General features: G+C 71.4%; 13 protein-coding genes. 8 read left to right on the plus strand and 5 right to left on the minus strand.

All coding sequences use genetic code 11. The features are described from left to right. Positions 1–348: 348 nt before the first annotated feature. From ACGFMM_RS14950 to kdpB (ACGFMM_RS14965), 4 genes are all read right to left on the minus strand, one after another. Positions 349–894: a hypothetical protein gene (locus ACGFMM_RS14950; RefSeq protein WP_393646628.1), complete on the minus strand. Its 546-nt coding sequence runs from the start codon at positions 892–894 to the stop codon at positions 349–351. Positions 895–1,070: 176 nt separating this feature from the next. Beyond that, on the minus strand, positions 1,071–1,148 hold the full coding sequence (locus ACGFMM_RS14955; RefSeq protein ID WP_371413915.1) for a 50S ribosomal protein bL37: 78 nt from the start codon (positions 1,146–1,148) through the stop codon (positions 1,071–1,073). Between the two features lie 14 nt (positions 1,149–1,162). Further along, complete coding sequence (locus tag ACGFMM_RS14960; protein ID WP_393646630.1) at positions 1,163–1,969, minus strand: SDR family NAD(P)-dependent oxidoreductase; 807 nt, start codon at positions 1,967–1,969, stop codon at positions 1,163–1,165. 305 nt (positions 1,970–2,274) lie between these two features. Next, positions 2,275–4,422, minus strand: coding sequence for a potassium-transporting ATPase subunit KdpB (gene kdpB / locus ACGFMM_RS14965; protein WP_393646632.1), 2,148 nt, complete (start codon positions 4,420–4,422; stop codon positions 2,275–2,277). Between the two features lie 714 nt (positions 4,423–5,136). On the opposite strand from kdpB (ACGFMM_RS14965), the gene ACGFMM_RS14970 reads away from it, so the two are divergent. The 8 genes from ACGFMM_RS14970 to ACGFMM_RS15005 all read left to right on the plus strand — a co-directional run bounded on the left by ACGFMM_RS14970 (position 5,137) and on the right by ACGFMM_RS15005 (position 14,557). Beyond that, positions 5,137–5,301 (plus strand): hypothetical protein, encoded by a 165-nt coding sequence (locus tag ACGFMM_RS14970; protein WP_393646634.1) that lies wholly within the window; start codon positions 5,137–5,139, stop codon positions 5,299–5,301. Continuing rightward, positions 5,298–5,387 (plus strand): K(+)-transporting ATPase subunit F, encoded by a 90-nt coding sequence (gene kdpF, locus ACGFMM_RS14975; RefSeq protein ID WP_393646635.1) that lies wholly within the window; start codon positions 5,298–5,300, stop codon positions 5,385–5,387. Before ACGFMM_RS14970 ends, kdpF begins: the two co-directional genes overlap by 4 nt. A 6-nt stretch (positions 5,388–5,393) precedes the next feature. Next, positions 5,394–7,058 (plus strand): potassium-transporting ATPase subunit KdpA, encoded by a 1,665-nt coding sequence (gene kdpA / locus ACGFMM_RS14980; RefSeq protein WP_393646637.1) that lies wholly within the window; start codon positions 5,394–5,396, stop codon positions 7,056–7,058. After that, the gene (kdpB, locus tag ACGFMM_RS14985) at positions 7,055–9,193 is read left to right on the plus strand and encodes a potassium-transporting ATPase subunit KdpB (protein WP_393646639.1); all 2,139 of its coding nucleotides are present in this window, start codon (positions 7,055–7,057) and stop codon (positions 9,191–9,193) included. The genes kdpA and kdpB (ACGFMM_RS14985) overlap by 4 nt, the downstream gene beginning before the upstream one ends. A gap of 6 nt (positions 9,194–9,199) precedes the next feature. Beyond that, entirely contained in the window at positions 9,200–9,877 is a 678-nt protein-coding gene (locus ACGFMM_RS14990) for a potassium-transporting ATPase subunit C (protein WP_393646641.1), read from the plus strand. 100 nt (positions 9,878–9,977) lie between these two features. Beyond that, entirely contained in the window at positions 9,978–10,679 is a 702-nt protein-coding gene (locus tag ACGFMM_RS14995; protein ID WP_393646643.1) for a response regulator, read from the plus strand. A gap of 89 nt (positions 10,680–10,768) precedes the next feature. Beyond that, positions 10,769–13,312, plus strand: coding sequence for an ATP-binding protein (locus ACGFMM_RS15000; protein ID WP_393646645.1), 2,544 nt, complete (start codon positions 10,769–10,771; stop codon positions 13,310–13,312). 339 nt (positions 13,313–13,651) lie between these two features. Beyond that, positions 13,652–14,557: a universal stress protein gene (locus ACGFMM_RS15005; RefSeq protein ID WP_393646647.1), complete on the plus strand. Its 906-nt coding sequence runs from the start codon at positions 13,652–13,654 to the stop codon at positions 14,555–14,557. A 37-nt stretch (positions 14,558–14,594) separates the two neighbouring features. Here ACGFMM_RS15005 and ACGFMM_RS15010 read toward each other — a convergent pair whose 3' ends face one another. Beyond that, the gene (locus ACGFMM_RS15010; RefSeq protein WP_393646649.1) at positions 14,595–15,944 is read right to left on the minus strand and encodes a nicotinate phosphoribosyltransferase; all 1,350 of its coding nucleotides are present in this window, start codon (positions 15,942–15,944) and stop codon (positions 14,595–14,597) included. Between the last annotated feature and the right edge of the window lie 26 nt (positions 15,945–15,970).

Genomic DNA, 15,970 nt, shown 5'->3' on the forward strand with positions numbered 1-15,970 from the left:
GCCCCCCCCCCCCCGCGGGGCGGGGGCGGCGGGGGGGGGCGCGCCCCCCCGCGGGCCCCGGGGGGGGGGGCGCCCCCCCCCCCCCCCCCCCCCCCCCCCCACGCCTGCGTCAGGCCGCCAAGTGCGTCAGAGAGCCACGGAGCGCGTCAGAGTCGCGTCAGAATCTCCCCTCCGCATATCGCGATCCCTGCATCCGGCGCAGCCTTGAAGCACAGGATCGGAGGTGCGCGATGAGGATTCCGCTTCGGGACACGGCCGCCCTGGCGGCCGGGCTCCTCGCACCGTTCCTGGCGGCACTCGCGGAACGGACCGCGGACCGGCCCGCGGCCTGACCTCAGACGTCGTCCCTCAGACGTCGTCGAGACCGGAGACCCGGAACACCGAGCGCGCGGCCTCCTTGTCGATCCGCCGCGCCAGCCGCTCCAGCGCGCCCGCGCCGTGACGGAGGATGCCGCGGTTCCGGGACGTACGGGCGTCCGCCTCCAGGAGCAGCCACAGCCGCGGCTGGGCGACGAGGACGCGGGGATCGAGCTCGGCCCGGCCTCCGTCGGCGTCCCGCAGCACCAGCCGCTCGGACACCCCGTCGACCCAGCGGACCGAGACGAGCCGGTCCGTACGGACCCAGCGGCGGACGAACAGCCCTCGCACGGTGAGCAGCCCGGGCCCCGCCGCGATCCGCGGCGGCAGCAGGACGACGAACAGGAGCACGGCGAGGCCGATCCACAGCACCGCGTGCAGCAGGTTCAGGGTTCCGTGCGCGCCGTCCACGGTCAGCGACAGCACGAGCAGCAGCCCCGAGCAGCCGACCGCCGCACGGAACTCGCCCGCCCAGCTGCTGTCGTGCACCAGGCCGTCCGTCCGCGGTCCGGGAACGGAAACAGGAGGTCGTCGCATATCGGCACGGTAGAACGCCGGCCCCTCGCCGACCGGCACCCTGACGAGCCGCTGACGCCGCCCCGGCGAACCATGACGCCCCTCTGACACAGGGAGCGCAGGAACGGGCGGAACGGCGAAGGGGCGGCCACTCCGGGGGCTGTCACCCCGGGTGTGGCCGCCCCTTCGGCGGGACGTCAGCGCTGGCCGGCCCTGCGGCCGTGGTTGGCCTTCTTCTTGCGGCGGGCCTTCTTCTTGCGTGCGCGCTTCGACATGGGGGGTCGCTCCTTCAGGCGGTGTGGCCGACGAGGACGTCGGCGAGCTTGTTGAGACGCTTGACCGTGCGCGGCTCGGTGGCCGCGGGGGCGGGGGTGACCCGCTGGTCGCGGTCGTAGTACGCGCCGTTGACGATCTCGGTGTCCGGGGCGCAGAGCCGTACGACGTGGGCCGCGCCCTCGGCCGGCGCGACGCCCTGGTGCGCGTACAGCGGCAGCAGGCTGGTGGCGCAGATGCCGGGGTGCACGGAGACGGCGGTGACCCGCGGGTCGGCGGCGAAGACGGTCAGCGCCAGCTGCGACTGCGCGTACGCGGCGAGCCGGGAGTAGCGGCGGGCGCGGTTGGGGTCGGCCCACTGGATGGAGCCGGTGCGGTGCAGCGAGGACGAGACGTTGACCACCCGGCCGCCGGGCTCGGTGGTCAGGGCCGGCTCCAGCAGGCTGGTCAGCAGGTAGTGCGCCAGGAAGTTGACCTGGAAGGCGATCTCGTTGCCGTCGACGGTGACCGTGTGCCGCTCCGGGGCCGCCATGCCCGCGTTGTTCACCAGCACGTCCAGGTGCGGGTGCTCCGCGAGGACGCGGGCGGCGAGCTGCTCGACCTCCTCCAGCCGGGCGAAGTCGGCGCCGAACGGGCACAGCCGGTCGGCCTGCACGCCCGCGAGGGAGACCAGGCGGTCGACGGCGGCGTGCGCCTCTTCGGTGGTACGGCCGTGCACGAGCACGGTCGCGCCGCTCTCGGCGAGCAGCCGGGCGGTCTGGTAGCCGATGCCGGAGGTGGCGCCGGTGACCAGCACGGTGTGTCCGGGCAGGGAAGGAGACATGGTTCTTCCAGGGGTTGGTGGAGGGATGGATCGGAGTGGAGAAACGAGAAGGGCGCCGCGACCGGTGTGGTCGTGGCGCCCCGGGGGGAACGGGAGTGCGTCAGCGCGAGGCGGACGGAGCGGATCCCGGTTCCGGACAGCGGGGCATCACAACGAGCGGCGACGCCTGATGAGGCGGCCGGTCGATGAGGAGCCACGCGCTGTTCACGGAGTTGATTCAACCCCCGCGCGACGGGGACCTCAAGGAGTCCGGTGATTTCCTGACATCTCCCTGACGGTCCCGTGCAGTTGGGAGTGGCGGTGCGTCAGGAGATGCCGGGGATCGTCGAGACGACGAGGTCGATGGCCTTGATTCCGACGAAGGGCAGGATCAGGCCCCCGAGCCCGTACACCGCGAGGTTCCGCCGCAGCAGCTCGTGCGCCGAGGCCGGCACGTAGCGGACGCCGCGCAGCGCCAGCGGGATCAGGGCCACGATGATCAGGGCGTTGAACATGATGGCGGAGGTGATCGCCGAGGTCGGGCTGTGCAGCCCCATGATGTTCAGCTTCTCCAGGCCCGGGTACGCCCCGGCGAACATCGCAGGGATGATCGCGAAGTACTTGGCGACGTCGTTGGTGATCGAGAAGGTCGTCAACGCGCCGCGGGTGATGAGGAGTTGCTTGCCGATCCGGACGATGTCGATCAGCTTGGTCGGATCGGAGTCGAGGTCGACCATGTTGCCGGCTTCCTTGGCGGCCGACGTGCCGGTGTTCATCGCGACGCCGACGTCGGCCTGGGCGAGGGCCGGGGCGTCGTTGGTGCCGTCGCCGGTCATCGCGACGAGTTTGCCGCCCTCCTGTTCGCGCTTGATGAGGGCGAGTTTGTCCTCCGGCTTGGCCTCCGCGAGGAAGTCGTCCACCCCGGCCTCGGCGGCGATGGCGCGCGCGGTCAGCGGATTGTCGCCGGTCACCATCACGGTACGGATGCCCATCGTGCGCAGTTCGGCGAACCGCTCCCGGATGCCGTCCTTGACCACGTCCTTGAGGTGCACGATGCCGAGCAGCCGCGCCCCGTCGGCGTCGTGGACCGCGACCAGGAGGGGAGTGCCGCCGCCCTCCGCCACGGCGTCCGTCCACGTACGGGCCGCCTCGGGCACCGCGCCGCCGCGCAGCCGCACCCAGTCGATCACCTGCGTGGCCGCGCCCTTGCGGACCACGCAGCCGCCGGCCTCCCCGCGCACATTGATGCCGCTCATCCGGGTCTGCGCCGAGAACGGGACGAACGTGACGTCCCCCAGTTCCCCCGGCGCCGGCGGGCGCAGTCCGAACCGTGCGGTGGCCAGGGCCACCACGGACCGCCCCTCCGGGGTCTCGTCGGAGAGCGAGGAGAGCTGCGCGGCGTCGGCCAGGGATCCCGCGTCGACGCCAGGGAAGGGGATGAAGTCGGCGGCCGCGCGGTTGCCGTGCGTGATGGTGCCGGTCTTGTCCAGCAGCAGCGTGGACACGTCGCCCGCGGCCTCGACCGCGCGGCCCGACATCGCCAGCACATTGCGCTGCACCAGCCGGTCCATGCCCGCGATGCCGATGGCGGAGAGCAGCGCGCCGATCGTGGTCGGGATGAGGGTGACGAGCAGGGCGACGAGCACCGTGGTGGACTGCGCGGCCCCCGCGTACCCGGCCATCGGCTGCAGCGCGAGCACGACCAGGACGAACACGACCGTCAGGGCGGCGAGCAGGATGTTCAGCGCGATCTCGTTCGGGGTCTTCTGCCGCTTCGCGCCCTCGATGAGGGCGATCATCCGGTCCATGAACGAGTGGCCGGGACGGGAGGTGACACGGACGACGATGCGGTCCGACAGGACGGTCGTGCCTCCGGTCACCCCTGACCGGTCGCCGCCGGCCTCGCGGATCACGGGCGCCGACTCGCCGGTCACGGCGGACTCGTCGACCGCGGCGACCCCGTCGACCACGTCGCCGTCCGCGGGGATCAGCTCGCCGGCCTCCACCAGGACGAAGTCGAACTGCTTCAGGTCGGTGGCGGCGACGGCCTCCGTCGCGGCGTGGTCGACGTCCGTCCCGTACCGCCAGTACCGCAGCCGCAGCGCCACCGTGTCCGTACGCGCCCGGCGCAGCGACTCCGCCTGGGCGCGGCCGCGTCCCTCGGCGACCGCCTCGGCCAGGTTGGCGAAGATCACGGTCAGCCACAGCCAGACACTGATCACCCAGGTGAAGACGGACGGGTGGACGACGGCCGAGAGCGTGGTGAGCACCGACCCTACGGCCACCACGAACAGCACCGGATTGCGGACCAGGACCCGGGGATGCAGTTTGCGTACGGCCTCGGGGAACGAGCGCAGCAGCTGTACGGGCTCGATCAGTCCGCCGTCCACCTTGCGCCGGCGGCGCCGGGGCGGCCGCGTCGGCCGGGGCTTGGGCGGGACGGACGGCGCCTGACGGACGGCGGCAGGGTGCATGCGAAGCGGCGACCTTCATGACGGAGCCGCCGCCCGGCACGGCGGGCGGCGGCTGGACTGGAGGGGCGGATGGGGCGCCCGGTGATATGAGGTGCGTCCGGGGATGGGAGGGCGGTGGAGACACGAGCCAGCGGCCTGCCGATCCGGGCCGTGGAACACGTACGGTCGGCAGGCCGCTGCTCGGTGCGGCGCATATGCGGATGGGAGGCACGGCGCCGCGTGGCGGCCGCCGAGTCGTCGAGCCACTGACGTCGTCGGCGGTGAGCGGCCGAGCAAGAACGTAGCCGCCGGGCAGGCGTCATCCGGGCCCGTTGACACCCCCCTGATGCCCGTCCGGCCCGTTCTGACGGCTCCTTGGCGCCGGCCGGACCCGGCCCGTCAAGGGCCTGACAGGAACGCGCGCCGAAGCGTCAGGGCAGCGTCAACGGTGGACGGCGGCCTCGTTCCCTTGGTCGAGACTGAGCGCCGCGGGGGTGCCCCGAGAAGCCGAAACACGCCGAGCGACGGCCGTCAGGCCCGGGGGCATGCCCGGCCGCGACCCAGAGGGGGGTCGCGGCCGGGCGACCCGAAGAACGAGCCGCTGTACCCCGAGACCGGGGTGCGGCGGCTCTTTCGTATGCCCTGCGTCACCCTTCCCCGGCCCGTCGCCCGGCCCGGCGTACAGGACGTGTCAAGACGGGCGCAGGAGGCGTTAGGGGACCGTCAACGTCGGCCGTGGCATGGCTGAAAAGCGGTTTCCTCATACAGGTCCGATGGACCGTTCATCTCCAAACCACTCACATCCAGGAGCTCACGATGGCCGACGTGGCCTTCGTCGTCACCACGATCGCGATCTTCGCGCTGGTGGCCGTCATCGCCAAGGGGGTGGCCAAGCTGTGACTGCCGAAAACATCATCGGCCTGGTCGTGGCCGTCGCCCTTGTGGGGTACCTCGTCCTCGCCCTCGTCAAGCCGGAGAGGTTCTGAGCCCGGATGAGTCCCGTTCTTGCTGGTGTCCTCCAGCTTCTGGCGCTTGTCGTCGCCCTCGGCCTCGCCTACCGGCCGCTGGGTGACTACATGGCGCGTGTGTACTCCTCGGAGAAGCACTACAAGCCCGAGAAGTGGATCTACAAGGCGATCGGCGCCAACCCGAACGTCGAGATGCGCTGGCCCGCGTATCTGCGGGGTGTGCTCGCGTTCTCCGCGGTGAGCGTGCTCTTCCTCTACCTGTTGCAGCGTGTGCAGGGCTCCCTGCCGGGTTCGCTCGGGTTCGCGTCGATCGACCCGGACCAGGCGTTCAACACGGCGGCGTCGTTCGTGGCGAACACGAACTGGCAGTCGTACTACGGCGAGCAGGCCATGGGCCACGTGGTGCAGACCGGTGGCCTGGCGGTGCAGAACTTCGTGTCCGCGGCGGTGGGTATCGCGGTCGCGGTGGCGCTGGTGCGTGGTTTCGCCCGGTCGCGTACCGGTGAGCTGGGCAACTTCTGGGCGGACCTGGTCCGCGGCGTCGTGCGGATCCTGCTGCCGATCTCCGTGGTCGGCGCGCTGGTGCTGGTCGCGACGGGTGCGATCCAGAACTTCGCCGGTATCCACGAGGTCGGCCAGTTCATGGGCGGCACGCAGGACTGGAACGGTGGCGCGGTGGCCTCGCAGGAGGTCATCAAGGAGCTGGGTACGAACGGCGGCGGTTACTTCAACGCCAACAGTGCCCACCCGTTCGAGAACCCCAACGGTCTGTCGAACCTGTTCGAGATCTGGCTGATCCTGGTCATTCCGTTCGCGTTGACGCGGACGTTCGGCCGGATGGTCGGTTCGCTGAAGCAGGGCTACGCGATCCTGGCGACCATGGCCACGATCTGGCTGGTTTTCACCGGTCTGATGCTGTGGACGGAGTTCGCGGGCAAGGGTCCGGCGTTCGAGCTGGCCGGCGGGGCGATGGAGGGCAAGGAGACCCGTTTCGGGATCAGCACGTCGGCGATCTTCTCGGTCGCCACGACGCTGACGTCCACCGGCGCGGTCAACTCCTTCCACTCCTCGAACACCGGCTTCGGCGGCGGGATCAACCTGCTGGGCATGCAGCTCGGCGAGATCGCGCCCGGCGGTGTCGGATCGGGCCTGTACGGCATGCTGATCATGGCCGTGATCGCGGTGTTCATCGCGGGTCTGATGGTCGGCCGCACCCCGGAGTACCTGGGCAAGAAGATCGGCACGCGCGAGATCAAGTTCGCCGCCTGCTACATCCTCGTCACCCCCGCGCTGGTGCTCTGCTTCACGGCTGCGGCGATGGCGCTGGACACCCCGGCGAACTCGATGACCAACAGTGGCGCGCACGGCTTCTCCGAGATCCTCTACGCCTACACCTCCGGTGCGAACAACAACGGCTCCGCCTTTGCGGGTCTGAACGCGGACACGCAGTGGTTCAACTCGACGATCGGCATCGCGATGCTGCTCGGCCGGTTCCTGCCGATGGTGTTCGTTCTGGCGCTGGCGGGCTCGCTGGCCGAGCAGACGCCCGTCCCGGAGACTGCGGGCACCCTGCGGACCGAGAAGCCGCTGTTCACCGGGCTTCTGGTCGGCACGATCATGATCATCACCGGTCTCACCTACTTCCCGGCCCTCGCGCTGGGCCCGCTCGCCGAAGGGCTCGCGGCATGACCATCGACGTAAAGAAGCACGAGGACGCCATGTCCACCTCCGTGACGCCGGAGAAGGCGCCGCACGGCGACCTGTCCGCCGGTCATAAGTCGGCCGGTCGGGTCGGCGGGGGTCTGTTCGACCCGAAGCAGCTGGTCAAGTCCTTCCCGGACGCGATCAAGAAGCTCGACCCGCGCGTGATGATCAAGTCACCCGTGATGTTCGTGGTGCTGGTCGGCTCGGTGGTCACCACCGTGCTGGCGCTGAAGGACCCGGGGGACTGGTTCGGCTGGGCGATCACCGCCTGGCTGTGGCTGACCACGATCTTCGCCAACCTGGCGGAGGCGGTGGCCGAGGGCCGCGGCAAGGCGCAGGCGGACACGCTGCGCAAGGCCAAGACGGACACCATCGCCCGCCGGATCGTCGGCAAGAACGAGGAGCGGGTCCCGGGCACCGAGTTGAAGATCGGTGACCTGGTGGTCTGCGAGGCCGGCGACGTGATCCCCGGCGACGGCGACGTCGTCGAGGGTGTGGCGTCGGTGGACGAGTCGGCGATCACGGGTGAGTCCGCGCCGGTGATCCGCGAGTCCGGCGGTGACCGTTCGGCGGTCACCGGTGGTACGAAGGTGCTGTCCGACCGGATCGTCATCAAGATCACGACGAAGCCCGGTGAGACGTTCATCGACCGGATGATCAACCTGGTCGAGGGCGCCGCCCGGCAGAAGACGCCCAACGAGATCGCCCTGAACATCCTGCTGGCGTCCCTCACGATCGTCTTCCTGCTGGCCGTGGTCACGCTGAAGCCGTTCGCGATCTACGCCGGCGCGAACGACCAGACCTCCCTGATCGTGCTCACGGCCCTGCTCGTCTGTCTGATTCCGACGACGATCGGCGCGCTGCTGTCCGCGATCGGCATCGCCGGCATGGACCGACTCGTGCAGCGCAACGTGCTGGCGATGTCGGGCCGCGCCGTCGAGGCCGCCGGCGACGTCTCCACCCTGCTCCTGGACAAGACCGGCACCATCACGCTCGGTAACCGTCAGGCGTCGGAGTTCGTCCCCGTGAAGGGCACCACCGAGGCCGAACTCGCCGACGCAGCCCAGCTGTCGTCGCTGGCGGATGAGACGCCCGAGGGGCGTTCGATCGTGGTGCTGGCGAAGGAGAAGTACGGGCTGCGGGAGCGGCACCAGGGCGAGCTGGCCCACGCGGAGTGGATCGCGTTCACCGCCCAGACCCGCATGTCGGGCGTGGACGTGGACGGCAGGCAGACCCGCAAGGGCGCGGCCGGCTCGGTCATCGCCTGGGTGAACGAGCAGGGCGGCCAGGTCGCCGAGGACGCCGACACGCTGGCCAACGCGATCTCCGAGGCCGGCGGCACGCCGCTGCTGGTCGCGGTCAAGGACGACAAGGGCGCCCGGGTCCTGGGTGTCATCCACCTGAAGGACGTCGTCAAGGAGGGCATGCGGGAGCGGTTCGAGGAACTGCGCCGGATGGGCATCAAGACGGTCATGATCACGGGTGACAACCCGCTGACCGCGCGGGCGATCGCCCAGGAGGCGGGGGTCGACGACTTCCTCGCCGAGGCCACGCCCGAGGACAAGATGGCGCTGATCAAGCGCGAGCAGGCCGGTGGCAAGCTCGTGGCGATGACCGGTGACGGCACCAACGACGCCCCCGCGCTCGCGCAGGCGGACGTGGGTGTGGCGATGAACACGGGCACGTCGGCCGCGAAGGAGGCCGGCAACATGGTCGACCTCGACTCCAACCCGACCAAGCTCATCGAGATCGTCGAGATCGGCAAGCAGCTCCTGATCACCCGTGGCGCGCTGACGACGTTCTCCATCGCCAACGACGTGGCGAAGTACTTCGCGATCATCCCGGCGATGTTCGCGGTGGCCTACCCGTCGCTGGACAAGCTCAACATCATGGGCCTGTCCTCGCCCGAGTCCGCGATCCTCTCGGCCGTCATCTTCAACGCGCTGATCATCATCGCGCTGGTCCCGCTCGCCCTGAAGGGCGTGCGCTACCGGCCGACCAGCGCGGACAAGATGCTCCGCCGCAACCTCGGGATCTACGGACTGGGCGGCCTGATCGCGCCGTTCATCGGCATCAAGCTCATCGACCTGCTCATCTCCCTCATCCCCGGAATCGGCTGATCCACGATGAACACTTCCGTAGGAAACACCGGGCGGGTGCTGTGGGCGGGCCTGCGTGCCCTCCTGGTCCTGACCGTCATCACCGGCGTCCTCTACCCGCTGGCCGTCACCGGCATCGCCCAGGTCGCGTTCCACGACAAGGCCAACGGTTCCGAGATCAAGGACGCGGACGGCAAGGTCGTCGGCTCCGAACTCATCGGCCAGACCTACAACCTGCCGAAGAAGAACCCCGACGACCCGGAGGAGGCGGCTGTCCCGGACCTGAAGTGGTTCCAGCCGCGTCCGTCGAACGGTCTGGGCAGCAACAGCGTGAACACCCAGTACTCGCTGATCCTGTCCGGCGCCACGAACCGCTCCGGTGACAACGCGGACCTGATCCAGTGGGTCAAGGACGCGAAGGCTGCGGTGGTCAAGGACAACTCGACCGCGAAGTACAAGGTCAAGCCGTCCGATGTCCCCGCCGACGCCGTCACCTCCTCCGGTTCCGGCCTGGACCCGCACATCTCGCCGGAGTACGCGAAGCTCCAGGTCCACCGGGTCGCGGAGAAGAACAACCTGACGGTGGCTCAGGTCGACAAGCTGGTCGCCGAGCACACCGACGACCGCATCCTCGGCTTCATCGGCGAACCGCGGGTCAACGTCCTGCAACTCAACATCGCGCTCAAGGAACTGGCCAAGGGCTGATGTCCTTACGCCCCCACCCTGGGAGCCGGCGGTCCGGGAACGATCCGGCCGCCGGCTCCCGGCGCGTACCCGAACGCACACGACGAAAGGCGGCACGCCGATGACACGGGTGCTGGTCGTCGAGGACGACGCGCAGCTCGCGCGCGCTCTCGTCATCAACCTCAAGGCCCGTACGTACGAGGTGGACGCGGCCCCCGACGGCACCTCCGCGCTGCGCCTCGCGGCCGCCGGACCCCCCGACGCGATCGTGCTCGACCTCGGACTCCCGGACATGGACGGCATCGACCTCATCCGCGCCCTGCGCGACCGGCTGCGTGCGCCGGTTCTGGTGCTCTCGGCCCGCAGCGGCTCCGAGGACAAGATCCGGGCGCTGGACGCGGGTGCGGACGACTACATGACCAAGCCGTTCAGCATGGACGAGCTGCTCGCCCGGCTGCGCGCGGCCACCCGTCGCATGGAGGAGTCCCCGGGCCGGGACCGTCCGAGCGCCGAGACGCCGTCCGCGGTGGTCGTGACCGACGGGTTCACGGTCGATCTCCTGGCGAAGAAGGTGCGGCGCGGCGACCGCGACGTCCGTCTGACCCCGACCGAGTGGCACCTGCTCGAGATCCTCATCTGCAACCCGGGGCGGCTGATCAGCCAGCGCCGGCTGCTGGAGGAGGTGTGGGGGCCGACGTACGGGAGCAAGACCAACTATCTGCGGGTCTACATGGCCCAGCTCCGGCGCAAACTGGAAGCGGACCCGTCGCATCCCCGCCATCTCATCACCGAGCCGGGCATGGGCTACCGCTTCGAGTCATGACGCCCGATCCCGCCCCCTGAAGGCTCTCCCGACCGAACGCTCTGACCGACCTCTGAACGCTCTGTCCGACCTCGACGAGAAACGACACCATGGGACGCGGAAAACTACGTATCTACCTCGGCGCGGCGCCGGGCGTGGGCAAGACCTACGCGATGCTCTCGGAGGCCCACCGCCGGGTTGAACGCGGCACGGACTGCGTCGTCGCCTTCGTCGAGCACCACGACCGGCCGCGTACCGAGGTGATGCTGCACGGCCTGGAACAGCTGCCGCGCGCGGAGATCCCGTACCGGAACACGGTCTTCACCGAGATGGACGTGGACGCGGTCCTCGCCCGCAAGCCCGCCGTCGCCCTGGTGGACGAGCTGGCCCACACCAATGTCCCCGGCTCGCGGAACGCCAAGCGGTGGCAGGACGTGGAGGAGCTGCTCGCGGCCGGGATCGACGTCATATCCACGGTCAACATCCAGCACCTGGAGTCGCTCGGCGACGTCGTCGAGGCGATCACCGGCGTGCGGCAGCAGGAGACCGTGCCGGACGAGGTCGTCCGGCGCGCCGACCAGATAGAGCTGGTCGACATGTCGCCCCAGGCGCTGCGCCGGCGCATGGCCCACGGCAACGTCTACAAGCCGGACAAGCTCGACGCGGCCCTGTCCAACTACTTCCGTCCCGGCAACCTCACCGCCCTGCGCGAGCTGGCGCTGCTGTGGACCGCCGACCGCGTCGACGAGTACCTGCAGGAGTACCGGACCGAGCACCGCGTCTCGAAGATCTGGGGCTCCCGCGAGCGGATCGTCGTCGGCCTGACCGGCGGTCCCGAGGGCCGGACCCTGATACGCAGGGCCGCGCGGCTCGCGGAGAAGGGCGCCGGCGGCGAGGTCCTGGCCGTCTACATCGCCCGCAGCGACGGCCTCACCGCGGCCTCGCCGAAGGAGCTGGCCGTCCAGCGCACCCTCGTCGAGGACCTGGGCGGCACCTTCCACCACGTCATCGGCGACGACATCCCCTCCGCGCTGCTCGAGTTCGCCCGCGGCGTCAACGCCACCCAGATCGTCCTCGGCGTGAGCCGGCGGCGCTCCTGGCAGTACGTCTTCGGGCCGGGCGTCAGCGCCACGGTCGCGCGCGAGTCCGGCCCGGACCTCGACGTCCACATCGTGACGCACGACCAGGCGGCGAAGGGCGGGGGACTGCCGGCGGCCGGCCGGCCGGGGCTCGGACGCTCCCGCACCGTCTGGGGCTGGGTCGTCGGACTCGTCGGCCCGGTGCTGCTCACCCTGCTGCTGAGCGGCGCGCTGCCGGACCTCGGCCTCGCCAACGACGTCCTGCTCTTCCTGACGCTCACCGTGGCCGCCGCCCTGCTCGGCGGACTCCGGCCAGCCCTGGCGTCGGCGGCCTTCGGCACACTGCTGCTCAACTGGTTCTTCACCCCACCGATCCACAAGCTCACGATCGCCGACCCGCTCAACATCGTGGCCCTGGTGATCTTCGTGGGTGTCGCGATCGCGGTCGCCTCCGTCGTGGACCTCGCCGCCCGCCGCACCCACCAAGCCGCCCGGCTGCGCGCCGAGGCGGAGACCCTCTCCTTCCTCGCCGGCAGCGTCCTGCGCGGCGAGACGAGTCTGGAGGCCCTGCTGGAGCGGGTCAGGGAGACCTTCTCCGTGGACTCGGTCGCGCTCCTGGAGCGCCGGGACGAGAACGAACCGTGGACGTGCGTCGTCGCCCAGGGAGACCGTCCGGCCGACCGGCCCGAGGACGCCGACGTCGACATCCCCGTGGGCGACCATCTGGCGCTGGCCCTCAGGGGCCGCGTCCTGCCGGCCGAGGACCGGCGCGTGCTCGGCGCGTTCGCCGCCCAGGCCGCCGTCGTACTGGACCGGCAGCGGCTGGTCGGCGAGGCCGAGGAGGCCCGCAGGCTCGCCGAGGGCAACAAGATCCGCACCTCGCTGCTGGCCGCCGTCAGCCACGACCTGCGCACCCCGCTCGCCGGCATCAAGGCGTCCGTCTCCTCGCTGCGCGCGGAGGACGTGGACTGGTCGGTCGAGGACCAGGCGGAGCTGCTGGCCAACATCGAGGAGGGCGCGGACCGTCTGGACCACCTGGTGGGCAACCTCCTGGACGTGTCCCGGCTGGAGACCGGCACCGTCACCGCCGTACTCCGCGAGACCGACCTCGACGAGGTCGTGCCCATGGCGCTCGTCGGCGTCCCCGACGACAGCGTGGAACTCGACATCCCCGAGACCCTGCCGATGGCCGTCGTCGACCGCGGCCTGCTGGAGCGCGCGGTGGCCAACATCGTCGAGAACGCGGTGAAGTACAGCCCCGACGGCGCACCCGTCCTGGTCGCCGCCAGCGCCGTCGCCGACCGCGTCGAACTCCGTGTGGTGGACCGCGGCCCCGGCGTCCCCGACGAGGCCAAGGACCGTATCTTCGGCGCCTTCCAGCGCTACGGCGACGCGCCCAGGGGCGCCGGCGTCGGCCTCGGACTGGCGGTCGCCCGCGGCTTCGTCGAGGCGATGGGCGGCACGGTGACCGCCGAGGACACCCCGGGCGGCGGCCTGACCATGTCGATCAGCCTTCCCAGGAAGACGGCAGCCGTCCCGGGGACAGGTGATCACCCCGGGCCGGGCGACCGCTGAGCCCGCGGCCCGGCCCGGCGGCCCGGCCCTGCCCTGGCAGCGGCGGTCGGCCGGTGGTTTCCTGAGAGTGAGGAGGGACCCGCCCACCGACGCGGGGAAGCGGCTTCGAGCCGCGCACCGCGCAATCAGGATCCGCGAGAAGCGGATGGGTCCCTCCTCCCGCCGTGCCGACGGCCGGGCCCGGCCGGATCCGGCCGGGCTGCACCCCGCGGACGGGCCCGGCGGTGCGGGTTCCGGGCCGAACGGCCCTCGCGAACGGCGTCGCGCGGGGCCACTGTGGAAGGTGTCGGCCCCTGGGGACGCGCCCCCTGTCCCCGGGCGTACTGCCGAGGAGGAGCCATGAACCGTCAGACCCCCGCCCTGCCGGTGCTCGGCAACGTCGTCGCCGGCATCGACGCATCCCCCGCCGCGCGGACGGCGGCGCTCTGGGCCGCAGCCGAGGCGGACCGGCGGGGCCGCCCGTTGCACCTCGTCCACGCCGCCGACACCGACCGGCGCGCCCTGTGGTCCTCCGCGGAGTCGATCGAGGCGGTGCGCCAGGCGGGCAACGAACTGCTGCTCGACACGGTGAGCGCCGTCCGGGAGCGCTTCCCCGACCTCACCGTGACCAGGGAGCTCGGCCGGCAGGAACCGGTCGCCGGTCTCCTGGCAGCCGGCGGCCGCCGCGGGACGATCGTCGTCGGCAGCCGGGGCCTCGGCGGCTTCTCCTCCCTGATGCTCGGCTCCATCGGCCTGGGCGTGGCCGCCCGCGCGGAGGTGCCCGTGATCGTGGTGCGCGGCGAGGGCGAGCGCCCCGAGACGGGCACGGTGACCGCGGCCGTCCACGGCGTGGAGGATCTGAGCTGGCTGCTGCTCGCCGCGGCCGAGGCCCATGCGCGCAAGGCGACCCTGCGGCTGGTGAGCGTCTGGAACGTGCTCACCCATGTCGGCAGCGTCGCCACCATGCTCGACGACCTCGACGAGATCGCGCGGCGCCGCGTCCAGAAGCTGAAGGAGCTCGCCGACCGGGTCCGCGGGGCTTACCCGGACCTGATCGTCGGACACAACGTCGAGACCGGCACCAGCACCTCCGGCATCCTGATCGAGGCGAGCGCGCACACCGATCTCGTGGTGATGGGCCGCGGGGGCCGCCCGCTGGGCGTGGGACCGGCCCTCGGCCGCGTCGCGCACGCCCTGATCCACCACGCCCAGTGCCCCGTGCAGATCGTCCCCTCCGCGTTCACGGACGGGGACGGGACGGCATGACGCCCCGGTAGGGCGCTCGCCGCGCTAGGGGGCCACATCAGGGCAGCGACCGTCGCCCCGGCCGGCCCGTGCGCGCCTCGATCCGGTGCCGGACGACGGTCGTCAGCGCGGTCAGCCGTGTCGACGGCGTGGGGGTCGGCGGCGTCGGGCCGTCGATGCGCCGGGCCTCGTCCGGCAGCAGGGCGAGGTCCGCCTGGAAGCGGGCGCGGGCGGCGGCCAGGGTGTCGGGCGGCTCCGTGCGCAGCCCGCCGCGCATCATCGTCCGCAGCAGCGGCTCCGAGCCCTCCGGCGGCTCCTCGTTCGCAAGCCCGATCACGTCCCGCAGCCCCGGACCGCGGAAGACCTGCTTGGGGCCCGGCGCCGTCTCCTTCGCCGACGACAGCTTCATCACCGGCCGCCCGTCGTACTCGACGAGCTTGTACGCCATGTCCAGATACGGGGCGTCGGCGGCCGTGCCGACCTTCGTGCCCACGGCGTACGCGTCGATCGGCGCCCCCTCCCGTACGAGCCGGTCGACGGCGTACTCGTCCAGGCCGCCGCTGGCGATGATCTGCACGTCCGTGAGCCCCGCCGCGTCGAGGGCGGCCCGGGCCCGCCCCGCCTGCGCGCCCAGGTCGCCGCTGTCCAGCCGGATCGCGCAGCCGGGGCCCAGCTTGAGGTCCGCGAGCACGCGTGCGGCCGTCGCCACCCCGCCGTCGGTGTCGTAGGTGTCGACCAGGAGGGTCACCGGTCCGGGATGGGTGCGGGCGAAGGCCCGGAACGCGGCCTCCTCCGAGGGGAACGCCTCGATGTACGAGTGGGCCATCGTGCCGGCCACCGGGATGCCGTAGCGGCGTGCGGCGGCGACGTTGCTGGTGCCGGCGAAGCCGACCAGGGCGCCGAGGCGCGCCGCCTGTATGCCGGCCGCCGGGCCGTGGCTGCGGCGCAGCGAGAAGTCCACGAGGGTCCGTCCGGCGGCCGCGAGCACGCAGCGCGCAGACTTGGAGGCGACCGCCGTCTGGTGGCAGACGAGGGACAGCAGGTACGTCTCCACGAGCTGGGCCTGCGGCAGCGGCGCGGTGACCTCCAGGAGCGGCTCCCCGGGGAGGACGAGCCGGCCCTCGGGCACGGCGCGGACCTCGCCGTCGAAGGACAGACCGTGCAGTGGTTCGAGGTCCTCGACGGGCCGGCGCAGCGCGTCGGCGAACTCCTGCACGTCCGAGCGGCCCACGCGGAAGCGGGCGAGGTGGTCGAGGGCCGGTTCGAGCCCCGCGGCGACGAGGAAGCCGCGCCCCGGCGGCAGCGCGCGCACGAAGAGACTGAAGGTCGCCGGCGCCCGCATGTCCTCCCGCAGGTACGAGAGCGCCATCGTCACCTCGTACAGGTCGGTGGTCGTGACCTCGGACATGCTTCGAGCATGCGCGGCCGGCCGGC

This window comes from Streptomyces sp. NPDC048604, from assembly GCF_043199435.1.
Taxonomy (GTDB): Bacteria; Actinomycetota; Actinomycetes; order Streptomycetales; family Streptomycetaceae; genus Streptomyces.